The sequence below is a fragment of the Alcaligenes phenolicus genome (assembly GCF_032063905.1).
GTDB lineage: Bacteria > Pseudomonadota > Gammaproteobacteria > Burkholderiales > Burkholderiaceae_B > Alcaligenes > Alcaligenes phenolicus.
Window position 1 is genome coordinate 201495 of record NZ_DAMBOE010000003.1, and the last position, 24586, is coordinate 226080.

At 57.9% G+C, this 24586-nt stretch carries 26 protein-coding genes; 17 read left to right on the top strand and 9 right to left on the bottom strand.

Annotated elements, in window-relative coordinates; genetic code table 11:
* Window positions 1–90 precede the first annotated feature (90 nt).
* Together rapZ and U2949_RS07460 are read left to right on the top strand one after the other, a co-directional pair.
* Window positions 91–966, top strand: coding sequence for an RNase adapter RapZ (rapZ, locus tag U2949_RS07455; RefSeq protein ID WP_009458649.1), 876 nt, complete (start codon window positions 91–93; stop codon window positions 964–966).
* Window positions 963–2051 (top strand): septal ring lytic transglycosylase RlpA family protein, encoded by a 1089-nt coding sequence (locus U2949_RS07460; RefSeq protein ID WP_026483759.1) that lies wholly within the window; start codon window positions 963–965, stop codon window positions 2049–2051. The genes rapZ and U2949_RS07460 overlap by 4 nt, the downstream gene beginning before the upstream one ends.
* A gap of 11 nt (window positions 2052–2062) precedes the next feature.
* Here the strand turns inward: U2949_RS07460 and rsmI are convergent, their stop codons facing one another.
* Window positions 2063–3001, bottom strand: a complete 939-nt coding sequence (gene rsmI / locus U2949_RS07465) for a 16S rRNA (cytidine(1402)-2'-O)-methyltransferase (RefSeq protein ID WP_257723023.1) — start codon at window positions 2999–3001, stop codon at window positions 2063–2065.
* A gap of 34 nt (window positions 3002–3035) precedes the next feature.
* Between rsmI and U2949_RS07470 the strand changes: the two genes are divergently transcribed.
* The 6 genes from U2949_RS07470 to U2949_RS07495 all read left to right on the top strand — a co-directional run bounded on the left by U2949_RS07470 (window position 3036) and on the right by U2949_RS07495 (window position 7159).
* A complete protein-coding gene (locus U2949_RS07470) occupies window positions 3036–3494 on the top strand; it encodes a YraN family protein (RefSeq protein ID WP_257723022.1) in 459 nt (152 codons plus the stop codon).
* Window positions 3495–3680: 186 nt separating this feature from the next.
* Window positions 3681–4274, top strand: coding sequence for a phosphoheptose isomerase (locus U2949_RS07475; RefSeq protein ID WP_009458645.1), 594 nt, complete (start codon window positions 3681–3683; stop codon window positions 4272–4274).
* On the top strand, window positions 4271–4960 hold the full coding sequence (locus U2949_RS07480) for a BON domain-containing protein (protein ID WP_009458644.1): 690 nt from the start codon (window positions 4271–4273) through the stop codon (window positions 4958–4960). Before U2949_RS07475 ends, U2949_RS07480 begins: the two co-directional genes overlap by 4 nt.
* A complete protein-coding gene (locus U2949_RS07485) occupies window positions 4957–5457 on the top strand; it encodes a peroxiredoxin family protein (RefSeq protein ID WP_021447175.1) in 501 nt (166 codons plus the stop codon). The genes U2949_RS07480 and U2949_RS07485 overlap by 4 nt, the downstream gene beginning before the upstream one ends.
* A gap of 76 nt (window positions 5458–5533) precedes the next feature.
* A complete protein-coding gene (argB, locus tag U2949_RS07490; protein ID WP_009458643.1) occupies window positions 5534–6430 on the top strand; it encodes an acetylglutamate kinase in 897 nt (298 codons plus the stop codon).
* A gap of 3 nt (window positions 6431–6433) precedes the next feature.
* Window positions 6434–7159 (top strand): pyrimidine 5'-nucleotidase, encoded by a 726-nt coding sequence (locus U2949_RS07495; RefSeq protein ID WP_257723021.1) that lies wholly within the window; start codon window positions 6434–6436, stop codon window positions 7157–7159.
* Between the two features lie 6 nt (window positions 7160–7165).
* Here U2949_RS07495 and U2949_RS07500 read toward each other — a convergent pair whose 3' ends face one another.
* Window positions 7166–8620, bottom strand: a complete 1455-nt coding sequence (locus tag U2949_RS07500) for an aldehyde dehydrogenase family protein (protein ID WP_257723020.1) — start codon at window positions 8618–8620, stop codon at window positions 7166–7168.
* 195 nt (window positions 8621–8815) lie between these two features.
* Here U2949_RS07500 and U2949_RS07505 point away from each other — a divergent pair, with 195 nt between their 5' ends.
* Window positions 8816–9745, top strand: a complete 930-nt coding sequence (locus U2949_RS07505) for an AraC family transcriptional regulator (protein WP_321286985.1) — start codon at window positions 8816–8818, stop codon at window positions 9743–9745.
* A gap of 19 nt (window positions 9746–9764) precedes the next feature.
* On the opposite strand, the gene U2949_RS07510 is transcribed toward U2949_RS07505, so the two are convergent.
* The 4 genes from U2949_RS07510 to gpmA form a co-directional block, all read right to left on the bottom strand.
* Window positions 9765–10535 carry a HesA/MoeB/ThiF family protein gene (locus U2949_RS07510; protein WP_226349167.1) on the bottom strand — a complete coding sequence of 257 codons (771 nt, stop codon included), beginning with the start codon at window positions 10533–10535 and terminating at the stop codon, window positions 9765–9767.
* 15 nt (window positions 10536–10550) lie between these two features.
* Entirely contained in the window at window positions 10551–12062 is a 1512-nt protein-coding gene (locus U2949_RS07515; RefSeq protein ID WP_021447177.1) for a S41 family peptidase, read from the bottom strand.
* Window positions 12063–12226: 164 nt separating this feature from the next.
* Complete coding sequence (locus tag U2949_RS07520) at window positions 12227–13801, bottom strand: murein hydrolase activator EnvC family protein (protein WP_035274808.1); 1575 nt, start codon at window positions 13799–13801, stop codon at window positions 12227–12229.
* A gap of 3 nt (window positions 13802–13804) precedes the next feature.
* Window positions 13805–14551 (bottom strand): 2,3-diphosphoglycerate-dependent phosphoglycerate mutase, encoded by a 747-nt coding sequence (gene gpmA / locus U2949_RS07525; RefSeq protein WP_026483748.1) that lies wholly within the window; start codon window positions 14549–14551, stop codon window positions 13805–13807.
* Between the two features lie 98 nt (window positions 14552–14649).
* Between gpmA and U2949_RS07530 the strand changes: the two genes are divergently transcribed.
* The 5 genes from U2949_RS07530 (at window position 14650) to U2949_RS07550 (ending at window position 18004) form a co-directional block, all read left to right on the top strand.
* Window positions 14650–15060: a rhodanese-like domain-containing protein gene (locus U2949_RS07530; RefSeq protein WP_009458618.1), complete on the top strand. Its 411-nt coding sequence runs from the start codon at window positions 14650–14652 to the stop codon at window positions 15058–15060.
* Window positions 15061–15083: 23 nt separating this feature from the next.
* Window positions 15084–15341 carry a glutaredoxin 3 gene (gene grxC / locus U2949_RS07535; protein WP_009458616.1) on the top strand — a complete coding sequence of 86 codons (258 nt, stop codon included), beginning with the start codon at window positions 15084–15086 and terminating at the stop codon, window positions 15339–15341.
* Between the two features lie 39 nt (window positions 15342–15380).
* Complete coding sequence (gene secB, locus U2949_RS07540) at window positions 15381–15875, top strand: protein-export chaperone SecB (protein ID WP_026483747.1); 495 nt, start codon at window positions 15381–15383, stop codon at window positions 15873–15875.
* Window positions 15875–16927 carry an NAD(P)H-dependent glycerol-3-phosphate dehydrogenase gene (locus U2949_RS07545; protein ID WP_407654170.1) on the top strand — a complete coding sequence of 351 codons (1053 nt, stop codon included), beginning with the start codon at window positions 15875–15877 and terminating at the stop codon, window positions 16925–16927. The genes secB and U2949_RS07545 overlap by 1 nt, the downstream gene beginning before the upstream one ends.
* A 78-nt stretch (window positions 16928–17005) precedes the next feature.
* Complete coding sequence (locus U2949_RS07550) at window positions 17006–18004, top strand: Bug family tripartite tricarboxylate transporter substrate binding protein (protein WP_009458612.1); 999 nt, start codon at window positions 17006–17008, stop codon at window positions 18002–18004.
* Window positions 18005–18155: 151 nt separating this feature from the next.
* Here U2949_RS07550 and U2949_RS07555 read toward each other — a convergent pair whose 3' ends face one another.
* Window positions 18156–18626: a tRNA (cytidine(34)-2'-O)-methyltransferase gene (locus U2949_RS07555; RefSeq protein WP_026483745.1), complete on the bottom strand. Its 471-nt coding sequence runs from the start codon at window positions 18624–18626 to the stop codon at window positions 18156–18158.
* A 54-nt stretch (window positions 18627–18680) separates the two neighbouring features.
* The gene (locus tag U2949_RS07560) at window positions 18681–19430 is read right to left on the bottom strand and encodes a ComF family protein (RefSeq protein ID WP_257723017.1); all 750 of its coding nucleotides are present in this window, start codon (window positions 19428–19430) and stop codon (window positions 18681–18683) included.
* A gap of 81 nt (window positions 19431–19511) precedes the next feature.
* Between U2949_RS07560 and U2949_RS07565 the strand changes: the two genes are divergently transcribed.
* Window positions 19512–20426, top strand: coding sequence for a methyltransferase domain-containing protein (locus tag U2949_RS07565; RefSeq protein ID WP_228125828.1), 915 nt, complete (start codon window positions 19512–19514; stop codon window positions 20424–20426).
* A 7-nt stretch (window positions 20427–20433) separates the two neighbouring features.
* Here the strand turns inward: U2949_RS07565 and U2949_RS07570 are convergent, their stop codons facing one another.
* A complete protein-coding gene (locus tag U2949_RS07570; protein WP_321287359.1) occupies window positions 20434–22455 on the bottom strand; it encodes a TonB-dependent receptor domain-containing protein in 2022 nt (673 codons plus the stop codon).
* A gap of 84 nt (window positions 22456–22539) precedes the next feature.
* Between U2949_RS07570 and U2949_RS07575 the strand changes: the two genes are divergently transcribed.
* Both U2949_RS07575 and U2949_RS07580 read left to right on the top strand, forming a co-directional pair.
* The gene (locus tag U2949_RS07575) at window positions 22540–23220 is read left to right on the top strand and encodes a response regulator transcription factor (RefSeq protein WP_321286991.1); all 681 of its coding nucleotides are present in this window, start codon (window positions 22540–22542) and stop codon (window positions 23218–23220) included.
* The gene (locus tag U2949_RS07580) at window positions 23217–24557 is read left to right on the top strand and encodes a HAMP domain-containing sensor histidine kinase (RefSeq protein WP_321286993.1); all 1341 of its coding nucleotides are present in this window, start codon (window positions 23217–23219) and stop codon (window positions 24555–24557) included. Before U2949_RS07575 ends, U2949_RS07580 begins: the two co-directional genes overlap by 4 nt.
* Window positions 24558–24586 lie beyond the last annotated feature (29 nt).

The following is a 24586-nucleotide window of genomic DNA, read 5'->3' on the forward strand; positions in this document are numbered from 1 at the left end:
GGGCCGGTTGGCACTTAACGGCCCTGACAGCTTTGTCCTGTTTCACCTAAACGCTGCCCGCCGGGCGGCGACTCGGAGCCCTTTGCCACGATGCTGAAAGTTGTATTGATTACCGGCATATCCGGTTCGGGAAAATCAGTTGCCTTGCGCTTGCTGGAAGATACCGGCTACCTGTGCATCGACAACCTGCCCCCCCGATTTCTGGCCGAATTTGTCGAGCGCTCTGCCGAACAGGGGCTGGAGCGTCTGGCCGTTGCCATTGACGTGCGCGGCGCCGGTGATCTGGACATTCTTCCCGGCGTCATCAGCAAACTGAATGAAGAAGGCTACTCCCTGCGTGTCCTGTTCCTGAACGCCAGCGATCACACGCTGATGCAGCGTTACTCGGAATCACGCCGTCGTCATCCGTTGACAGACCGCTTGCGTCAGGATGGCCGCTCGCCTTCCCTGGAAGAATGTATTGCCGTTGAGCGTGAAATGACGGCGCCCCTGCGCGAGCTGGGTCACATTATCGACACTACCGACCTGACCCCTGGCCAATTGCGTGCCTGGATTCGGGATCTGGTGCAGGCCGATCGCGCCAGCGTGGTGCTGACTTTCGAATCCTTTGCCTACAAGCGTGGCGTGCCCGGCGATGCAGATCTGGTGTTCGACGTGCGCTGTCTGCCCAACCCCCACTACGACCCGGAGCTGCGCCCCATGACAGGCCGCGACGAACCAGTAGCCAAATGGCTGGCCCAGTTCGGTTCCGTCGAGACCATGGTGGATGACATCGCCGGCTTTGTACGTCGCTGGTTGCCTTTGTATATGCAGGACACCCGCAACTACCTGACGGTCGCCATTGGTTGCACCGGCGGTCAGCACCGTTCTGTGTACGTTACCGAACAACTGGCGCTGCGTTTTGCTGATTACGCCCCCTTGCTGGTGCGCCATCGCAATCAACCGCCCATTAATCCCGTCCCATGAGCCCAACTGTACGCAAACTAGGCGCCATCCTGGGCATCCTGGCCTTATTGGCCGGATGCGCATCCAGCCCCAAACGCGCCAAGCCCAAAGCCAAATCAGGGGCCACCGTTTCAGCGCCCCGAGGCGGGGGCTACTACAAAGACGATGGCCCCGACGCCCGCATCCCAGCCAATCTTCAAGCCACCCCCGACGCAGTTCCCCGAATAGAACCCATCGCCCGCAGCAATACCCGCCCCTATACCGTGCTCGGCAAAAGCTTTGTTCCACACACCTCACACAAAGCCTTTACCCAGACCGGCACCGCCTCCTGGTACGGACGCAAGTTTCACGGCAAGAAAACAGCCAATGGCGAAACCTACGATATGTACGCCATGACGGCGGCGCATCCCACCTTGCCCATTCCCAGCTATGCCCGCGTGACCCGGCCCAAAACAGGCAAATCCGTCATTGTGCGCATTAACGACCGCGGGCCATTTCATAGCTCACGCATCATCGACTTGTCCTACGTTGCCGCCGCCAAGCTGGACTTGATTGCACCTGGCAGCGGCACCGTGGTGGTTGAGTCCATCACACAGGAAGAAATACGCAGTGGCAGTTTTGGCCGGGGCGACATTGAACTTGCCGAGGCACCGGCACCCAAGCCGGCTCCCACCGCTCCGGCTCCTAAATCCAGCCTGGTGATTACCGAAAAGCTGGAGCCCACGCCGGACGCCCTGGCCGCCTTGTCTGAGCAAGACATAGAGGTAGAGCTGGACGATTCGCCTAGCTGGAGCAGCGACGCCAGCGATCAGCAGTTGATTGTGCAGTCCTCGCCCACGACAGCCAGCAAGCCGCAGGCCCCGTCCGGCCAGAGTCGGGTCTATCTGCAATTTGGCGCCTTTTCTGCCCGTGAAAATGCGGCTGCCCTGGCACAGCAGTTGAATCGCCAGATTGCGCAGATAGAGTATCGCGATGCCCAGGTACAGATGCACAACGATCTGTACCGGGTACAAATTGGCCCGTATCAGAATCGGACCGAAGCGATTAACGCGGCTTACCGTATCCAGCAGCAAACTGGCTTGAGCCCCTCAGTTGCCGTACGCTAAGCCCCGGCTCCCTAGTCCTTGGGCGAGTTCGCCAGGCCCCAGGCATACAAAACATCACGAGAAATCCCGGTCGCCTGGCTGGCAATCCGGGCTGCATCACGCAGCGAAACTTGTTCCAACAAGGCTTTCATCCAGCGCTCTGTAGTGGCATCCAGCGCAGGCGCATCCTCGTCCACTTCGCGCACAGCGTCATGCAGAATCAGGACAAATTCACCCTGCTCGCGATGGCTGTCTTCATCTAGCCAGGCCAAGGCCTGCCCCAAAGGGGCGGTATGAATCTGCTCAAAACGCTTGCTGAGTTCACGTGCAAAAGTCAGTTCGCGCTCCGGGCCACACACCTCTTCCATATCACGCAAGGCCGCACGCAAACGGTGGGGGGACTCAAACATCAATACCGGCATACCCAGGCTGGACCAATGCTGCAGCCACTTACGGCGCGCCACAGTTTTGGGCGGCATGAAACCGGCAAAGGCAAAAGCGGGGTTCTCGTCACTGGTTGCACCACTCCCCATCAGGGCAGTAATGACTGCCGAGGCACCGGGCAAAGGAATCACCTGAAAGCCCGCCTCCCGCACTGAACGTACGACGCGAGCACCGGGGTCACTGACAGCAGGCGCACCCGCATCCGATACCAAGGCCACTCGCTGCCCCTGCTCCAGACGCTCGATAATCATCTGAGCGGCTTGGGCCTCGTTATGGCGATGCGCCGCCATCAAAGGCGTTTGTATGCCCCAGGCCTGCAGGAAAGGACGGGTTGCCCGCGTGTCCTCTGCCGCAATAATGTCGCACAGTTCCAGCGCCTGCCAGCCGCGCAGGCTAAGGTCTCCCATATTGCCAATGGGCGTGGCCACCACATACAGGCAAGACTGTGGCCAGACCTGACCTTGCACCTTGTCCATCATGCTTTGCCAGACGCCGGCATTCCCTGTTCGGTTTTCGGTATCGCTCATGCTTGATCCTGCTTATTGATCATCGTGTATCCCTATGAATCCCTTTGAATACGCTCGCCAGGCTCAAAACCGGCAACTGCGGCGCAAACAGCGTAGTCGTCCTGCAGCCAGAAAGGACAGGCCACGGCGCTCTCCCAGGCAGCAATGCGGCGATCAGGCTGAACAGCGCGCCTGCGATCATGTCACCGCGCAGGGTGCCCGTATTCTGGCCCGTCAACTGGGTGCTCGCTTTGGGGAGATTGACCTGGTTCTGTGGCATCAAGATCATCTTGTCTTTCTGGAAGTGCGCCAACGCAATCACAAGGGCTACGGCGGGGCGCTTGCCAGTGTAAACCGGGACAAGCAACGGCGCTTGATCCTGACAGCCCAACAATGGCTGCCGACGCTATGCCAGCGCTATTTCCAGGGCAGGCTGCCCGCCTGCCGATTTGACGTTATCGCCATTGAAGACGACACCCTGACCTGGATCCAGAACGCCTTCGAGCAGCGCTGAAAAATAAAAAATAGCAAAGCCACCCCGGGAATTTTCAGACAAGAACGCTGTCCTATACAGAAATCTCAACCGCCGTGCCGTATTTCGGCCCTGTTACAGCATCTGGTTTCAATACCGTGGCGTTTTTTTCAACATGACACGATCTGCCTGCCCCACGGGGAAATTCTCCGTGCGATAATGCGCGCTATGGACCTTATCGCCTTAATGACTTCGCATTTCGACGATTCCGTCGATACTCTCAAAGCCAGCACACGCGAACTGGCCGAACCTTTGGCCGCCGCTGTCGAGCTGTTGTTTGCCACCCTGGCCAACGACGGCAAGATTCTGGCCTGCGGAAACGGCGGATCAGCAGCCGACGCTCAGCACTTTATTGCTGAGCTGGTGGGCCGCTTTGAGCGCGACCGTTTGCCCCTGGCTGGCATTGCCTTGAATACCGACACCTCCATCATGACGGCGGTGGGTAATGACTATGGCTTTGACAGCATCTTTGAACGCCAGGTCAGTGCCTTGGGCCAGACTGGCGATATTCTGGTGGCCATCTCCACCAGCGGCAATTCGCCAAACGTGATCCGCGCCATCGAAGCGGCTCGCGAGCGCGATATGGTCATCATTGCCCTGACCGGCAAGGGCGGCGGACAAATCGCCGACCTGCTCTCGGATACCGACATCCATCTGTGCGTCCCGCACGATCGAACCATGCGTATTCAGGAAGTACACATTGTTCTGTTGCACGCCATGTGCGATGGCATTGATGCGCTGCTGCTCGGAGATCCACTATGAAACACCGTTTGATTCTGGCCGCCCTGCTGGCCAGCACAACCCTGACCGGTTGCGGTCTGCTGGTAGTTGGCGGCGCTGCAGCCACAACCGCCGTTGTCGCTACCGACCGCCGCACTACGGGCGAGCAGGTCGAGGACAAAACCATTGTCATGAAAGCCGGTGCGGAAACACGCCGCCTGCTGGAAAACAAGGAAGGCCGCATCAATACCACGTCTTACGCCGGGGTTGCCCTGCTGACGGGTGATGTACCTACCCAGGCCGACAAGGAAGAAGCCGCTCGCCTGGTTTCCAAGGTTGATAAGGTAACTCGCGTGGTCAACGAGCTGCGTGTGGGTGAACCTACCCCCCTGAGCGTACGCTCGAACGACTCCTGGATCACCACCCGAGTCAGCACCGCCTTGCTGAACGCCAAAGACGTTCCCAGCCGCACGATCTCCACCACCACCGAGCGTGGCGTGGTCTACCTGCTGGGTCGCGTCACCCGTGAAGAAGGCGAACGCGCCGCGATTGCAGCCTCCAGCGTCCCTGGCGTGAACAAGGTGGCCAAGCTCTTTGAATACGTCAGCGCCGAAAGCCTGGCACAGCCTTTGAGCACCAATAATCAGCCAAGCAATAGTTCTGGCACAGCGGCCCCTGCAACTGAGCCTGCGCCCGCCTCCTCTGTAGAAGTTATGCCCGTCCAATGAAAAAAGTAGTCATCATTGCCCTTGCTGTTGCCATTGCCGTAGGTCTGGGCGTCTGGACCATGTCCGGCAGCACCAAGGCCAGCGCCCCCGATGTCGCCTTTACCGATCTGAATGGCAAGCACTTTGAAACCAAAGACTTGCAAGGCAAGGTCGTCCTGGTGAAATTCTGGGCCACGGACTGCACCACTTGCGTGGCGCAGATGCCTGACAACATTGAGAACTTCAATGCCATGTCTGGCAAAGGGTTTGATATTGTGGCCGTGGCCATGAAGCACGACCCCATCAACTACGTGCGCAACTTCACCCAATCCCGCCAACTGCCGTTCACGGTTGTCCATGACGACAAGGGCGAAATCGCCAAGGCTTTTGGGGACGTCCGTTTGACGCCCACTGCCTTTTTACTCGACAAACAGGGCCACATCATCAAGCGCTACCTGGGTAACTACGACAAGCAGGAATTCATTGCCACCGTCGAAAAAGCCCTGGCCAGCAGCTAAAAGCCTGTTTCTGCCCCCAGCCACATAACCCCGGGTACCAGCAGTGGACCCGGGTTTTCTTCAAGTGAGCGCATCAATGAGCACCACAGATTCGCAGAATTACTCCTCGACCGTCAAAGCAGAAGTTTTGTCCGAGGCCCTGCCCTATATTCGTCGTTTCCACGGCAAGACCGTCGTCATCAAATACGGTGGCAACGCCATGACTGAAGAAGCGTTGCAGCGCAGCTTTGCCCATGACGTCGTCTTGCTCAAGCTGGTTGGCCTGAACCCCGTTGTGGTGCACGGTGGCGGCCCCCAGATCAATGACGCGCTCAAGCGAGTGGGCAAAGAAGGCACCTTTATTCAGGGCATGCGCGTCACCGATGCAGAAACCATGGAAGTGGTGGAGTGGGTGCTGGGCGGGCAGGTGCAGCAAGACATCGTGATGATGATTAATGAAGCCGGTGGCAAGGCCGTGGGCCTGACCGGTAAAGACGGTGGCATGATTCGCGTCACCAAGAAAATGCTGCCCGATGCCGAGCATCCTGGCGAGCTGCTGGATATTGGTTTTGTGGGTGATATTGAAAGCATCCAGCCTGAAGTAGTCAAAGCCCTGCAGGACGATCAGTTCATCCCCGTGATCTCCTCAATTGGATACGGTGAAGACGGTCAGGCCTACAACATCAATGCCGACGTGGTTGCCGGCAAGATGGCCGAAGTGCTTAGCGCTGAGAAACTGGTCATGCTGACCAACACTCCCGGTGTGCTGGACAAGGCAGGTCAACTGTTGCGTCGCCTGTCTGCTCAGACCATCGACGAACTGTTCGCTGATGGCACGATCTCCGGCGGTATGTTGCCCAAGATCTCTTCGGCCCTGGATGCAGCCCGCAATGGCGTCAACTCCGTACATGTCATTGATGGCCGTGTCCCTCACTGCCTGTTGCTGGAAATCCTGACTGACCGTGGTGTTGGCACCATGATCAGCTCGCACTAATCCGTGCGCGCTCCTATCCGTGCCCATACCTGGGCACGGCCTTTGTCAGCCTGTCAGCCAGATGAAACCATCTGGCTGTTTGATCTGGATAACACCCTGCACAATGCCTCCAAAGGCATTTTCCAGGCGATTGATGGACGTATGCGCATCGGCGTGGCGCAAACGCTGGGCGTGGATATGGATGAGGCCGACCGGCTGCGTCTAGAATACTGGAAGCGTTACGGCGCCACCATGATCGGCCTGCAGCGCCACCATGGAGCAGACCCGGCAACATTTCTGAGACACGCTCACGACTTTGACGTGCCTTCCCTGATCAGCGCCGAACCAGGCCTGGCCTACCAATTGCGCCGTCTGCCTGGCTACAAACTACTGCTGACCAATGCACCGCTAGAGTATGCACAGCGCGTCTTGAAAGCCCTGAATCTGCTGCCTGTCTTTGACGGGTTATGGGCTATCGAGCATATGCAGCTGCAAGGCCGTTATCGCCCCAAACCCTCTCAGGCATTGATGAAGCAGGCTCTGGCCGTGCTGAAATCACAGGCCCGCGACATTGTTCTGGTCGAAGACACCCTGCGCAATTTGAAAAGTGCCCGCCAGTTAGGGATGCAAACCATCCATATCTATAACGCAGGCACCCCGTTCAGCGCTCTGTATCATGGACGCAGCCCGTATGTTGACCATCGCATCAACCGCATCGCACAGCTGGTCAAGAACTGGCCACGCCCCTAGGCCTGCTTAGAACGCCAGCTGGCGCTCCCCTTGCTGAATGGTGACCCACTTCAATTCGGTCATGTCCGCGATCGAATAACGGCCATTTTCCTTGCCGTAGCCACTGTCCTTGAAACCACCGAAAGGCGCGTTCGGATCATCATCAAAGGAGTTGTCATTGATGTGAACCGAACCGGCCTCGATACGCTCGGCAAAATCCATGGCCTTTTGCAGATCGTTGGTCAGAATGGCAGAGGACAAGCCGTAGGAAGTGTCATTAGCCATTTCCAGAGCATGCTCATAGTCACGCGCCTTGTAAATGGCAGCCACTGGCCCAAAAGTCTCCTCGTGGTACAGATGCATGTCCGGGGTCACATCACACAAGGCCGTAGGCTGAATCACATTGCCTTCGCGGCCACCACCTGCCAGCAAGGTGGCTCCCTTGGAGACGGCATCCTGAATGTGGGCCTGCACAAAATCGGCCTGCTCGGAGCTGATCAACGGCCCGACGGCGGTTTGTGGCAATGCAGGGTCGCCTGTAGGAATGCGGGCAACCTGTTTGGCAAAGGCTTCGCAGAACGCATCGTAAATGCCCTGCTCCACAATAATGCGCGAGTTGGCCATGCACACCTGACCCTGGTTGAAATAGATGCCGAAAGCAGCGGAGCGCACGGCGTAATCCAGCGTGGCATCATCCAGCACCACCACCGGGCTTTTACCGCCCAACTCCAGCACAATGCGCTTTTGATGACGGCCAGCCAGATCCGCCAGGATACGGCCCACACGAGCCGAGCCTGTAAAGGTCACCAATTTGACGCGAGGATCGGAGAACAAGGTATCGCCCAGGGCTTCGTCCGTGGTCAGCAGAACAGTCAACACACCTGGGGGCAGACCGGCTTCTTCCAGAATCTCGGCAAACATCAGGGCGGCCATAGGCGTATGTGGCGAAGGCTTCAGAATGAAGCTGTTACCGGCTGCCAGCGCAGGCGCCAGTTTCTTGCCGTTGAGCAGCAAGGGGGCATTGAAAGGACCAATCCCGGCCACCACGCCCAAAGGACGGCGAATGCTCATGGAAATACGGCCGGGCAGGTCCGAAGGCATGGTTTCACCGCGAATATCGCGGGTCTGGCCTGCGGCAATACGGAAGGTGCTGACGATGTAATCGCACTCGAACATGGCCTTGCCAAAGACGTTACCGCCCTCTTCAACCAGCACACGCACGATGTCGTCGCGGCGGCGTTCCACAATGTCGGCCGCACGGCACAGGATGGCCTCACGTTCACGGGCCAGCATCTTGCCCCAGACGCGCTGTGCACGCTCTGCACTGGCTAGCGCTTCTTCAATGTCCTGTTTGGTCGCCAGAAAAACGCGAGCCAGCGGTTTACCCGTATAGGGATTGACCAAGTCCTTATGCAACTGACCTTCTGATTTCCAGGCTTGTCCATTGATGTAGGGGTAGACCTGCTTTAGCTGCTCTGTCATGACTGCTCCTTTCCTGTGTTGTCTCCAGGTGCGCTTTGGGCACCCTTCATGGTTAAACCCGATAGCCACCGAGGTGCGCCATAGCTCACCATGCAGTACTGTCTTAGATACTATTCTTGAGCCGAATGCCTCTCTGTGTCGTGGACTGGGGCGCAGCCCAATCTGGACAATGGCGCAGAAGACGGAAAAGAACGCATGAGCACGAACTACCACTGGGATACGCAGGCTTTGCCACCCGGACAAGGCGCCAAGCTCTGGACCCAAGCCATTTCACTGTCCTTTCAGCATGTGCAAACGCAGTGCCACGGACAAAACTTTCATGGCACCTTGCGCTCGCAACGCTTGGGGGAGGTAGCGATCAACCGGCTGACCGCTCAGCCCTATCGGGTCAGCACAAGCAGGCCGCAAACGGATCAGCCCTGGTTGTTCTTGAATGTGCATCAACAAGGCCACTGCCGCCTGATTCAGAACGGGCGTGAGCAATGGCTCCCAGCCGGGAGCCTGAGCCTGAATGTGGGCACCAGCCCCTTCACACTGGATTTTGTGGACGAGGTCATCATGACCACGCTGCGCTTGCCGCTGGATGGGCTGCTGCCCTATACCGGCCCTTTGAATGACGTGGTCGCCCAGCCTCTGGCGCAAGGCGCCAGCCTGCACTTGCTGGAACACTATCTGCAAGGCCTGCTGCTGTCTGCCGATGACCTGCGGGCCAATCAGCACGATCAAGCCTGGCGTTGTCTGCGCGACCTGCTGGCCATGAGCATTAACGAGCGGCGCTCTGCCCCGCCTGCTCCAAGCGCGGCTCGGTACGAAGATGCATTGGGCTATCTGTCTGATCGACTGGGTGATCCCGCCTTGAATATTGCAGCCCTGTCCAAGCATCTGGGTATGGCACCGCGTACCGTCCAGGAACTGTTCAAAACACAGGGAAGCACTTTTACAGCCCAGTTAATGCAGCTGCGGCTGGATGCAGCCGCACAGCTGCTGCGCCAGACACCGTCCAACACGGTGGCGCAAATAGCTTATTCAGTGGGGTTTTCGGATCTGTCCTACTTTCACCGCCAATTTAGACGGCGCTTTGGTATCACGCCAGGCCATTTTCATGCTCATGGCCTGAAGTCGTAAAGCAAAGATCAGAAACAGATCAAGTGTGATCGGCATGTTCAGCCGCTGAACCGCATACCGGGCAAGCGGGATCTTTGCGGAAACGCACGGTATGCCAATTCATATTGAAGGCATCCACACTTAGCAAACGGCCCACCAAAGGCTCTCCGAAGCCGCCTAACAGCTTCAAGGCTTCAACCGCCTGTGCGCTGCCCACCATACCCAACAAGGGCGACAAAACGCCTGTGGTGGCGCAACGCAGTTCCTCGACGTCGTCCGCTTCAGGGAACAGACAGTGATAGCAAGGAGCTTCGGGCTGACGCAAGTCGTAAGTACTGACCTGACCCGAAAAGCGAATCGCTGCACCTGACACCAACGGTTTACGTAGTGCCACGCAGGCACGGTTGATGGCATGGCGAGTGGCGAAGTTGTCGCAGCAATCCAGCACCAGATCCACTTGCTGAACCCAATGCATCAAGCCCGCCTCGTCCAGACGTTGAACGACAGGCGTGACCTTCACTTCCGGATTGAGCTGCTCGATATGCAGCTTGGCAGATTCAACCTTGTCCCAGCCCAGGCGATCTGTGGTGTGAGCAATCTGACGCTGCAGATTGCTCAGTTCCACCTGGTCATCATCCACCAGAATGATGGAGCCCACACCCGAGGCAGCCAGATAAGCCACCACGGGGGAGCCCAGGCCTCCGGCTCCAACAACCAGAATGCGGGAAGCCAGAATCCGCTCCTGCGCTTCTACCCCGAATTCATCGAGCAGAATATGCCGCGCATAGCGCAGTAATTGCTGATCTTCCACGTCAGGAACCTGTGTTTACGGTTTTACCGGTTCGAGCCCCTTGGGGGTGATTCGGAACCGCTCAACGCTGGGTTGCTGACTCAGGGGACTTTTTTTTTCTGGCGACTCGGACTCCACTTCCTTTTCGCGCTTGGCAGCCGCTTCCTTGGCGGCAGCTACTTTGGCTGGATCATTCTTGATCACAGGACGGCCAGCCAAATGATTCAGCGCTTGCTGCAACTGGAAGTCGTCGTCACCACCGAATTCAAACATCTTGAATTCCGGGCTCATGCCCAGATCAGGCTGTTCTTCTTCGGTAGTTTCGTCCACCTTGCTGTTGACCAGGTGACGCTTCAGGTCCACTTCGCGCGGCAGGCGGAACAGATTGCCCTGGGCGGTGTCATCCACGACCACGTCCGGCTGTACGCCCGTTACCTGAATGGAAGTACCGTTAGGTGTGTAGTACAAGGCAGTCGTCAGTTTCAGGCCCGATTCCTCGGACAGCGGGACCACACTTTGCACCGAGCCCTTGCCGAAGGTGCGGTTACCGATAATGGTGGCGCGTTTGTGGTCTTGCAAAGCACCGGCCACAATTTCCGACGCCGAGGCCGAACCCACGTTTACCAGCACCACGATAGGCACGTTCTTGAGCCAATCCAGTTTCTTCAGAACATCCGCGTCCGTATCCAGCTCGCCCAGCACGGACTGCATGGATTTGACGTAGTACTCGCGGTTGGACGAAGGAATGCGGCCCTTGGTGGAAACAACCAGATCACCCGAATCCAGGAAGGCGGACGTCACGCCGATAGCGCTTTCCAGCAAGCCACCGGGGTCGTTACGCAGGTCAATCACCAAGCCTTTCGGTGCGCCTGGGCCTTTATGAACTTCGGACAACTGCTTGACCAGATCAGCAGCGGTACGTTCCTGGAACTGGGCAATGCGTACATAGGCCACATCGTCAGCCAGCATCTTGGAGCGCACGCTGCGCACCTTGATGACATCACGTACCAAGTTGAATTCCAGTGGCTTGTCGCGGCCAGCACGACGTATCGTCAGCTTGATGGAGGTTTTAGGCTCGCCACGCATTTGCTTGACGGCATCGTTCAGGCTCAAATCCTTGGTGGGTTTGCCATTGATGTGCGTAATGATGTCGCCCGCCAGAATACCGGCGCGCGCAGCAGGCGTATCTTCAATAGGCGAGATGACTTTGGGCATCCCGTCCTCGCTGCCGATCTCTATGCCCAGGCCGCCAAAGCCGCCTTGAGTCATGGCTTCCATTTCCTTGAAAGCGTCGGCATCCAGATAGGCCGAGTGCGGATCCAGATCGGTAAACAAACCCTTGATCGCATTATTGACCAGGGCCTGATCCGTCAGGGGCTCCACATACGTGTTCTTGATGGCAGCGAACACATTGGCGAACTGCTGCAGTTCGCGCAAAGGCAATGGCTCGCCGCGTTGAGCGACCGCAGTAATGCCCAGGCTGATCAAAATACCGCCCACAGCACCTGCTGCCACTAGACCAATGCTGCCAATCCTTCGAGTGCTCATGCACATTCCCATTATTTTCAGATTCAAGACGGGGCCACCTCCCGGAGCTGACCCGACCATGCATTATAAGAGTAGCGTAAAGCGTCGACCAGCGTGAACTGGGCTGGAGTCGCTACCCGGCGCAACAAATGCGAGCAAAAGTAAACGCCAGTGGCAAAAGCGGCTCAGGAACCCAGCCAAACCTGCGGATTAATGGGCTTGCCTTGATGGCGCAGCTCAAAGTACAGGCCGGGTTCAACCTGCCCGCCGGTGGCCCCCACCCGCGCAACCGCATCTCCACGTCCCACAATATCGCCTACTTGCTTAAGCGTGCTCTGGTTATAGGCATAGACACTCAAGTAGTCGCGACCATGATCAATAATCAGCAAATTGCCAAAGCCGGTCATCCAGCTGGCGAAAACCACTCGGCCCGGGGCCACCGCACGAACCGTGGTGCCTGCCTGAGCGCGCAACACGATACCGCGCCAAATACCGCCATCCGGACGCTCCGCCCCGAACTTGCCCTGCATTTCGCCGCGTACCGGATAAGGCAAGCCACGTTTCAGACCCGGAAACCCCCCTTCTGGTTCCAAAGCAGGAGCAGATGCCTGCTCCACAGGCTCCTCAACAACCTGCACCTCACGCACTTTGGGAGCGGCCGGTTTGCTGATCGGCTCGCTAGGCTCGGACGAAGCTTCCAGGCTGTCTGACAAGAGACGCTCGTTCGCGGTCGGCGGCGTGTAGGTCAGCGGTGGACGCGGAATCATGGGTTCCGGATCTGGCTTCTGGGGCGCAGCAGGTTCCGGCTTGCCAGGTGGCAAGGCCGCAGGCAAAGGCGGTTGCGTAGCACGAGCCCGCTCCAGCAACTCCCGCTCGCGCTCCAGACGCGCCTGCTCACGGGCGGCCTGCTCTTGTTTTGCTTTACGCTGCAACTCTTGCTGACGAGCCAGCTCGGCTTTGCGCGCTTCCTCTGCACGGCGCGCCGCTTCCCGTCGGCGTTGTTCTTCAGCGCGACGGGCCAGCTCGGCCTGTCGGGCAATTTCAGTTTCCAGGCCGGAGATCAAATCCCCCAGCCGTTTGTCATTACTTTGCAGGTTTGCAGCCTGACCGCGCTGGCGTTCCAGTTCAGCGCTGATGTCAGCCACCACCTTGGCTCGTTTTTCTTTTTGTTCTTCCAGAGCTTCCTTCTGAGCCGCAGCCTCCTTGGCCAGTTGCTCCTGCTCTTTCTCACGCGCGGCAACCTGGGTCTGCAAACGATCCAGACGCTCTACGGTACGACGTACCTTATGAACCTGCTCGGTCTGCTGACGCGAGACATAGCCCAGGTAATGCAATTCTCGGTTAATGGCATTGGGATCATCACCCGACAAGAGGGCAGACCAGGGCGACACGCCATTGGCGTATTGCGCTCGTAATTGCTCGGCCAGCTCCTGCTGACGTTGCTCTTTGATCACTTGCTGTTCGCTGATCTGTTTGCCCAGCGTACCTAGCTGCTGGTGCAATTGTTCCTGCCGCTGCTCAATCTGAGCCAGCGTGCGATCGATATCGGAAATAGCCTGCTCGGATTCGCGCAAGGCATTGGCGGCATCACGACGCGAGCTTTCGCTGGTGTCGATGGTTTTGCGCAGCGATTCGATCTTCTGGCGCAGCTCTGCCTGCTGCTTTTGAGCCTGGGCCTGGCGGGCAGCCAAGTCCGGATCAGCAGCCAGGGCCGGTAAGGTCCAGGCTGCCAGCAACAGGCAAACGCTGTAGCGCCACATTATTTACTGCGCCTTGCCCTGATTGGCCACGGCTTGCATCTGAGCCGCAATCGCTTCCTGGTCGCCCAGGTAGTAATGACGGATAGGACGCAGGTTTTCGTCCAGCTCGTACACCAAAGGCTGGCCGGTAGGAATATTCAGGTGAACGATGTCCTCGTCAGAGATGCCGTCCAGGTGCTTGATCAGCGCGCGCAAGCTGTTGCCGTGAGCCGTCACCAGAACGCGACGGCCGGAGCGGATTGCAGGAGCAATGGACTCGTCCCAGAAAGGAACCACGCGGGCCACGGTGTCTTGCAGGCACTCGGTGCGAGGCAACTGATCAGCTGGCACACGAGCGTAGCGAGCATCAAAACGCGGGTTGCGTGGATCGTCTTCAGCAACGGGATCGGGAGCGATTGCGTAGGCACGACGCCAGACCAGGACTTGATCCTCACCGTACTTTTGTGCGGTTTCGGCTTTATTTAAGCCCTGTAAAGCACCATAATGGCGTTCGTTCAGGCGCCAGCTCAAACCTATGGGGGTGTGCATGGCGTCCATCGAATCCAGGGCGATCCACAAGGTACGGATAGCGCGCTTGAGGACCGAAGCGAAAGCCAGGTCGAACTCAAAACCGTTTTCTTTAAGCAGATCACCGGCCTGCTTTGCCTGTTGACGCCCGGTTTCGGTAAGATCGACATCGGTCCAGCCAGTAAACCGGTTCTCCAGGTTCCACTGGCTTTCGCCGTGCCGCATCAGTACAAGTTTATACATGGTAAAAACAGCCTCGAGGTTGAAAAATTGGCGCCACTCTATAATCGTGTGATCTTGCCCTTTTTTCTTGCTTTTCTTGGTAATCAACAGGATTTAACGTGGACTTCATCTTAAGTCAGAACAATCTTCTAATTTTAGCAATTGCGGTGCTTGCCGGCATTATGCTGTTAATACCCAGCTTTTTCAAAGGTCGTGCGGGACGCGCAGTTTCAAGCTCGGAAGCGGTACAGATGGTAAACCAGAAAGACGCTATTTTGATTGATCTGCGCAGCGCCGATCAGTTCAAGGCCGGGGCAATTGCACAATCTCGCAACATTCCTGCCGCCGACCTTGACGCCAAGGCCAGCACACTGCCCAAAGACAAGCCTGTCATTTTGGTGTGCGATACCGGTCGCAGCGCTCCGCGCAGCGTGGCCGTCCTGCGCAAGCACGGCATCAACGAAGCCTACACATTGCAAGGCGGTATTCAAGGCTGGCTGCAGTCCAGTCTGCCCGTCAAAAAATCGTAAGCTCCCCCTTCTACGAGGCTCTCATGGCAAAAGTCACGATGTACTCCACAATGGTGTGCCCTTATTGTGTGCGCGCTGAAATGCTGCTCAAGCAACGCGGCGTAACTGAAATCAATAAAATCATGATTGATCGCGAACCCGAACAGCGCGCTCTCATGATGGAGCGCACCGGTCGGCGTACCGTTCCCCAAATCTACATTGGCGACACCCATGTAGGTGGCTACGATGATCTGGCCGCTTTGGACCGCGAAGGTGGCCTGCTGCCTCTGCTGGCTGCCTGATTTTTTTTCTAACAATTTTTTTATCCCATAGGATCACCCATGGCCGACCAGAACACCCCAGCCGCTGAACAAGAAGCTCAACAACCCAGCTTCAGCCTGCAGCGCACCTACATCAAAGACCTGTCCATTGAAATGCCCAACGCTCCCCAGATCTTTCTGGAGCAAGAGGCCCCTTCCGTGGAAGTGTCCATCAATGTGGGCGGCCAACGCCTGGCTGACACGGTCTACGAAAGCACCGTCACCGCCACGGTAACCACGCGCATTGGCGACAAGGTCATGTACCTGGTGGAAGCCACTCAAGCCGGTATCTTCGAAGCTGCCAACATCCCTGAAGAACAGCTCGAGCCCCTGCTGGGAATCGTGTGCCCCACCATGCTGTACCCCTACTTGCGCGCTGCCGTGGCCGACGCCATCAACCGCACTTCCCTGCCTGCCCTGCACCTGACTGAAGTGAACTTCCAGTCCTTGTACGAGCAGCGCCTGGCACAGCAACAAGGTGCCGACCAAGCTGACGGCCAGCCTTTGCAGGCCTGATGATGTCAAACGCGCACACTCCTGTTCGTGTCGCAGTCCTGGGCGCAGGCAGCTGGGGAACGGCGCTGGCCGCCCTGGCCAGCACCCAGGCTCCCACGATGGTGTGGGCGCGCAAAGCATCAACAGCACAGGCTATCGGGCAGGATCATCGCAACCCTGCCTACCTGCCCGATGTCGTGCTGCCCGACTCGCTACAGGCCAGCGACAGCCTGCAGCAAGTCATGGAATTTGCCCTGGCTGATGACACCGGCCCGGCCCTGCTGATTCTGGGCGTGCCTGTACGTGGTCTGGCACAAACCTGTGTGGATCTGGCGCATTACCTGCCTGCCACACGCCGCCATCCCGTCCTGCTGGTCTGGACCTGTAAAGGCTTCCATCAGGAAAGCGGCTTGTTACCCCACCAGATTGTGCGTGAAAGCCTGCCCGACCATCCCTGGCTAGGCCGTGCCGTGCTCTCTGGCCCGTCGTTCGCCCTGGAAGTGGCTAAAGGCCTGCCTGTTGCGCTGACACTGGCCTGCGAACCTGCTGATATGGCCGGCATTGCCCTGGAGGCTTTGCATGGCAAGCAAGCGCGCCTTTACACCAGCACCGACATGATCGGCGTGGAAGTGGGCGGCGCTGTCAAAAACATCATGGCCATTGCCTGTGGCATTGCCGACGCTCTGGGCCTGGGCCATAACGCCCGTGCCGCCCTGATTACCCGAGGCCTGGCTGAAATGCAGCGCCTGGGTGTTGCGCTGGGTGGTCAAGCCGAAACCTTCTCCGGCCTGGCGGGTCTGGGAGATCTGGTCCTGACGGCCACGGGCGAATTGTCCCGCAATCGCCAAGTAGGCCTGGCGCTGGGTGCTGGTGAAAGCCTGGACAGCATCCTGGCCACCGGCATTACCGCTGAAGGTGTACGCTGTGCCCGTTCGGTTCTGGAAATGGGCCGAGCGCACCAGATTGAATTACCGATTACCGCCGCGGTCTGCCAAATCCTGTTTGAACAACTGGCCCCGCGCGAAGCTGTCCACGCCTTGCTTACCCGCGAGGCAAAGCAGGAAGGCCACTAATACCTTCGTCTGCCCGATCTGGCACTTCACCCGCGCTGCCAGAACTGCAGTCAACCGTCTCTTACTCAGAATAAAACAATGTCATTGCTTGCTCGTTCTCGTGATCTTCTGATCCGCTCCGTCCTGGGGCTGGCCTGCACTGGTTTGCTGGCTCAATCGGCTCTGGCCCAATCCAGCTGGCCAGAGCGCCCGATTCAAATGGTCGTACCCTTTCCGGCAGGCTCCTCGCCTGACGCCCTGGCCCGTGCCATTTCCGAGCCCCTGTCCCAAGCTTTGGGCCAGACTATCATTGTTGATAACCGCCCCGGTGCTGGTGGCAATATCGGCACCCGCTTCGTAGCGCATGCCAAACCCGACGGCTACACCCTGCTGCTGACCATCAATGGTCCCATGGTGACCGCCCCCACCCTGTACAAGACCTCGCTGGGTTACGACCCGCTGAAAGACTTGCAGGCCATCTCCATGATTGGCACCAGCCCCAACGTGCTGGTCGTGCCGGCCAACTCGCCTGCCAATACAGTAGAAGAGTTCATTGCCCTGGCGAAGTCTCGTCCCGGCGAATTGAACTACGGCTCAGTTGGCCCCGGCAGCTCAGCCCACCTGGCCATGGCCATGCTGGAACATGCAGTTGATATCAAACTGGAACAAATCCCTTACTCGGGCTTTCCACAAATCCTGACCGCCATTATTGGTGGTGACATTGACGCCGCCTTCATGGTGCCCGGCATTGCCATGCCCCAGGTTGAAGCGGGCAAGGTGAAAGCTCTGGCCGTAACCTCCTTGCAGCCCAGCGAATTGCTGCCCGGTCTGGACACCATGGCACAGGCTGGTCTGGAAAACTTCGAGGCGATTTCCTGGGACGCCTTCTTTGTGCCCCACAATACCTCGGACGATGTGGTCAAACGCCTGAACCAGGAAATCACCACCATCCTGCAACGCGACGACATCAAGGCCAAGCTCAACGCCTTTTACTTCTCGTCCGAGCCGTCCACCCCGCAAGAGATGACGGACAAGATCATTGCCGACAAAGCTCGTTGGGATGAAGTGATTGAACGCCTGAATCTGTCGCTGGAATAAGGACAAGATCGAAAAAAAAAGGCCCTGCAAATTCAAGATTTGCGGGGCCTTTTTCTTTGCAGCCATTACCCAAAAAAACAAATACGCGCCGTTCAATGACAAATGTGGCGTTGCCCACGACTACACCCTTGCGGCCTGCCTCTGCACGAGCTTAAACACCACCTTCGTAACCCGCTTGCCGCCAGGCATCAAAAACACAAATCGCCACGGCATTGGACAGGTTCAAGCTACGTTGCCCCGCCAACATGGGCAGACGAATCCGCTGCTCGTTGGGGAACAAGGCCAGTTGTTCTGCAGACAAGCCTGCAGTTTCGCGGCCAAATACAAATACATCACCCGGCTGAAAGCTTTGCTCAGCCAGCAAATGGCTACCACGTGTAGTCAGGGCAAACGCGCGATCCGGCGCGGAACCCGTGGCCTGCAAGGCTTCTTCCACACTGTCGTGCACCTTCACCTGCGCCCACTCGTGATAATCCAGCCCCGCACGACGCAGCTTGCTGTCTTCAAGCTCAAAGCCCAGGGGCCGCACCAGGTGCAGGACGCAGCCCGTATTAGCCGCCAATCGAATGACGTTACCCGTGTTGGGAGGGATCTCGGGCGAAACCAGGACGATATGAAACATGAAAAACCTAAAAAGTGCAGAAAAAGCCGCGAACAAGCGACGAAGTATACAGGGCTAGGATGCCTTCAATTTCCAGGGAGCTCGTGCAGCGACCAAGGCATAAACAGACTGTGCACCCGCCAAACGGCAGGCCCGCGCCAAGGCATCCAAAGTAGCCCCAGTGGTCAGCACATCATCGACCAACAGCACATCACACCCTTGTAGCGACTCTCGTAGGCTAAAAGCCCCCCGCATGGCCTGCCTGCGAGCCTGACGCCCCAAGTTCTTCTGGGCCTGCTCGTGCCGTAGCTGCGCCGTGACGATATGCAAACGTGCTGACAATCCCAATGAATGCGCCACACGCTTGGCCAGCACGGCTGCCGGATTAAAACCCCGCCGGTGCAAGGCTCTGCGCTGCGAAGGCACTGGGATGACCCGGCAGGCAGCGTTCAGCACAGGCCCATGACGACGCCATTGCTGCACCATCAGTTCCGCCAACACCGCTGCCATTTCCAGCCGACGGGAAATTTTAAACGCATGTATCAACATATCGCCAGGATGTTCATAATCGAATCCGGCAACCGTCGCTTGCAGGGACAATTGCCCTGCTCCGCAATCCGGGCAGGCCAGTAAAGCCAAGGGCGGCAAGGCCAGAGCACAACGAGGGCAGCGCAAATCCTGGGCCGGTGTTGTCAGCGCGTGTCGGCAAAAGCGGCACAGTGCGCCACTTTGCGAACGTAATCCGCACAGCACACAAGGCCGTCCCAGCAGTGGAATCCCTACAAGACGGTGGGTCGGCTCGCGCCGAAACAGGGGATGCGCCATAATAGATCATTACCTTTCAGAGCCAGGCTGATTCGATCACAGCACATACCACTGATCCAGGCCAGCAACGTCCGCGCAACTATGTCCCAGCTACCTTCTTTACCAATCAACTCCGCCCACGTCGAGCAGCAATTCAATCGCCGCGCTCCCCTGGATCACGCTCAGTTTCTTTATGGTGAAGTCGCGCAACGGATGTTGTCCCGGCTGGCTTTGGTACGCCTGCAACCCACTCATATTCTGGATGCTGGCTGTGGGGCCAGCCATGCGCTGGAACCTTTGCGTTCCCGCTACCCGGATATGAACTACACCGGCCTGGACCGCAGCGCCAAGCTGTTGGAAGTTGCCCGCGAGCGCTACCAATCCAAACCCAGCCTGTGGCAAAAACTACGCAATCAACCTACCCCTGCTGCCAACTGGGTTCAGGCCGATATGGCCAACAGCGGCCTGCCCGCAGAAAGCCAGGAGCTGGTCTGGTCGAACATGGCCCTGCACTGGCATCCGGAACCGCATCGAGTCCTGGCTGAATGGAACCGCCTGCTGAAACCCGAGACGCTGGTCATGTTCTCCTGCCTGGGCCCCGGCTCTTTTGCCGAGCTGCGCAGTGCCATGGAGCAAGCGGATCTGGGGACCAAAACGCTGGAATTCGTGGACATGCACGACTTTGGCGATCTGTTGCTGGAAAACGGTTTTGCTGATCCCGTGATGGATCAGGAGGTCGTGACGCTAACCTACCGCAGCGCTGAAAAACTGCTGGATGATTTACGTCTGCTGGGCGGCAATCCGCACCCTCAACGCAAGGCCAGCCTGAGCACCCTGCCCTGGCGTCAACGCCTGCTCAATGCGCTGGAAAAACAGCGCCATATGGATGGCACTTTGCATCTGAGCCTGGAAATTGCTTACGGGCACGCCTGGCGCGCCCGTAGCCGTCGCAGCACCCAGGGCGAGGTCAGCGTGCCGATCTCCACAATCAGCCGCCGCCCCAAACCCCAGGAATAAACCGCGCTTAGAAGCGGTATTCGGCCTGCAACCAGAAGCGGCGGCCATCTTCCGCGTAGGAATAGGCTCCGCTGGTACCCGAGTCGCGACGACGATCGGTCAGGTTATAGACGGCCGCACTCAAGCTCAGATCTTTTCTGGCACGCCAGCTGGCTCCCAGATCCACCGTAGCAATCGTCCCCATGCTTTCGCTGACAACACCGCCCTGTCCCCAGGAAATATTGGTTTCCCGACCACGCACGTTCAAGGTCGAGAAGGCTGACACGGCTTCATTCGGCGTCCAGTCCACGGTCAGGCTACCCATATTGCGTGGCGTCGCCACCAAGGGTTGTCCTTCAGACTGCGGGTAGCCAAAGCCCAAAATCGTGGCGCTGCCATTACGCACCTTGGAGTCCGTAAAGGTATAACTACCGCGCACTTTCCATTGCTCGTTGAAGCGATAGGCCAAGCCCAATTCCAGACCCTGCACCCGTGCTTCAGTGATATTGAAGTAGGTGCTATACATGCTGTTGGTATACGGGTCTGGTGGCACAGGACGGCCATCGGGGTAGTACAGCTGACGCGAGCCGGTATTGGCGATCTTGTTCTTGTAACGGGTGTGGAACAAGGTAGCGTTGGCGCTCAACGGACCGCCATCGTCAAAGTACAGGCCCAGTTCTACGTTGGTGCTGACTTCAGGTTCCAGATCCGGATTGCCCCAGGTATAAGCACCACCACGCTGTGGCAAACCGATTTGCGGATTGCTTTGCATGATGGTCGGGGACTTGAAGCCCTTGGCAATACCGCCTTTCAGCGTCCAGGCATCCGTGGCGCTCCAGACAGCGTACAAACGAGGAGTCCAGTGACGACCATAGAACTCGTTGTCATCCATGCGCACGCCGCCGGTCAGGGCAAAGGATGGACTCAGGCTCCATTCGTCTTCCAGGAACAGGGAGTATTCACGCACGGAAGTATCCACACCTGCGCCATTCGGATTGGCGTAGTAACCATCGGCCTTCAACTCGCTTTTGCGCCACTGAAAACCACCCACCAGCATGTGATCGGCCAAAGGCAAAGTGAGCTTGCCATCAATCACGGTATTGCGGATATCAGGACGGGCGCTTTGCGTTGGGCCATCGCGATAAGCCTGCTCGCGATTAAGGCTCAATTCGGTATCAAAGCTACCCCAGCGCACGGTATGCGCCAGCGTATAGCTATCGCGCACATACTCGTTTTCATTAGCCTTGCCCGTCAATGCCAGGGACTTGCCCGGTGTAGTCCAGAAGTGCTGAGTCGTGCGGCCTGCTTCAAACATGAACTCATGATTGTCATTGGGGGTCGCCCACAAGCGCACAGTACCGTTTTGACGCTTGGCGCGCGCAAAGCCATTCAGAACCTGATCTTCCTGACGCTGCTTGTGATAGCCCCAGAACTGCAAACCCAGACGCCCCGGCACAAGGGGGCCGGACAGGTGCAGATCGGCTGAGCCGCTATTTCCTGCCGAACCACTGTCTTGCAAGGTATAGCCCCCTGTCAGTGAGCCGTGCCATTTATCTGCCACTTTGCGCGTCACGATATTGATGACCCCACCCAAAGCCTCGGAGCCGTACAAGGTCGACATGGGGCCTCGCACCACCTCGATACGCTCGATAGCTTCCAGCGGGGGAATCCAGTTCATATCCAGAGCCTCAGACACCCCACCCTTCATAGTGATCTGGCGCATGTCCTGGCGGCGACCGTCAATCAGAACCAGCACATGCTCGGACTCCATGCCACGGATCGAAATCGCCCCCTTGTCACCTCCCAGAACACTGACACCCGGCACTTGCCGCAAGGCATCGGCCAAGGACTCGAAGCGTTTCCCCTCCAGTTCCTCACGCGGAATCACTGTGATGGACGCGGGTGCACTTACCACCTCCTGAGCAAAGCCCGATGCCGTCACCGAGATAGCACCCAGCTGTTCAACTTCATTACGCTCCTGAGCCCAAGCAGACATGCACGCCAAGGACAAGGCGGCCAAGGGCCAGCGCCGCCCCGTTTTCATTTTCATCACGGCTTCTTCCATTATTTATAATACGAACCAAACTCATTTCTATTTGCTACTATCATGAGCCCGGTTCCTGACCGTAGTCTGATGAAAACTATTCTGATTATTGAAGACCACCGGCCTTTGTTGAGCCTGTTGGCAAGCCATCTGCAAGGGCAGGGATACGCAATTCGCACCGCTACGACGGGGCGGATTGGCCTTGCCCTGCTGCAAGAGCACAGCTTTGATGCCCTGATTCTGGATCTGGGACTGCCCGATATGGACGGCATGGAAGTTCTGGCGCAGCTGCATCGTCCCGATCGCAGCCAGCGCCTGCCCTGCCTGATCTTGAGTGCGCGCGATGCCGTCCACAATCGCATCCAAGGGCTGCGTGGCGGTGCGGACGACTATCTGCTCAAACCCTTTGATCTGCTTGAGCTGGAGGCCCGCCTGAGCGCAATCCTGCGGCGGGCTGCGCCCCATCGTTATCAGCAACTGGTGATCGCGAATTTACGATTCGAACCTGAAGTGCGACAAGCCTGGGTCAATGACCAAGCCTTGATGTTGCCGCGGCGGGAAAGCCTGCTCTTGCTGGAACTGATGCAGGCCAGCCCCCGTTTGTTGATCAAGGATTATTTGCTGGAGCAGCTCTATCAAAACCAGACCGACATCAGTCTGAATGCCGTCGAAGCGTTGATCTCCAAACTGCGCCGCAAGCTGCGCGAGCAAAATGCCCTGGTTTGCATCGACACGGTGCGTGGCGTGGGCTACCGCTTGCGTGCTCTGTGAGCAGGCGCGCCTTCAGTCTGCGCGGGCGATTACTGATCAGCCTTTTGCTGATGCTGGCCTTGGGCTTTTGCGCTCTGGCCCTGTCCTTGTTCGATACACGAGACGAGCTGCGCCGCATCAGCCTGTTTTTGCAGGCCGAGGAAATTGCCCGCGACTTTAAACCCTCGGAATCATTGGACAGCTTGCCGCGTCAGTACGCCGGTGGCGAAATGTCCTATTCTCTGTACAGCGCCGAGGGTGAGTTGCTCCAGGCCTCATCCAATCTGGCAAGTCCACGACGCCTGCGCCCTGCTCAGCCCGAAGACGAGCTGGCCTTGTTCAGACTGAAGCATCGTAGTGGCTATGTAGTTTCGGTTTCGGTCACGCTGCCCAGTGGCGAAATCCTGATGGTCGCCAAACGAGACCAGCGCGAAAGAGAGCTGATCGGAGCCTTGCTGCAAACCCGCATGTGGCGCTCACTGCTTTTGTGGCTGCCGGTGTGTGCGGTGGGGCTGTTGTTGATCGCCTGGCTGATTCATTGGACCTTGCGCCCGGTACGACAAGCGGCAAATCTGGCTGCGACGCTGGGCCCTGCTCAACCCGAGCTGCGCTTGCCGGTCACTGAACTGCCCAAAGAAATTCGCCCCTTGGCACAGGCCGTCAATCAAAGTCTGGACCGCCTGATGCAGGCCTATCACCATGAACAACAACTGGTCGCAGATGCGGCACACCAACTGCGTACCCCATTAGCTGTGATGTCCTTGCGTCTGCAAACGGCTGAACACCACGGCGAGCAGGACCGGGATTTGCTGCGCGAGGATATTAGCCACTTGCAGCGTCTGGTCAGCCAATGGCTCAGCCTGGCCCGCAAGCAGGAGCAGGCTACGGAGCTAACAGACCACACAGCCCTGGCACCGTTGTGCCGCCGTGTGATGGGAGACTTATGGCCGCTTTTCGAGCAGGCCAATCGGGAGATCCAATTTCACGATGATAGTTCGCTCGATACTGTTCAAGCCTGCGAGGCCGATCTGTCCGAAGCCATTGTCAACGCACTGGACAATGCCCTGACACATGGCGAAGGCACGGTCAGCTTGCATTTGCATAACCCACAGCCAGACCAATGCGCGATCGATATCAGCGATCAAGGTGCAGCCTTGGACGCGCAAACAGCTCATCTGGCCTTTGAGCGTTTTCACAAGCAAGACAGCGCCAGCAAAGGAGCTGGTCTGGGGCTGACGATTGTGCGCCAGATTATGCTGCGCCACGGTGGCCAGGCCCTGTTCCTGCCCGGCGCACCCTGCACCCTGAGGCTCTTGCTGCCACTAGCTGCTCCCGCCTCTGACAAAAAAACGGTTTAGCGGTAAACTCGTCCGGTTGGCCTCCCCGG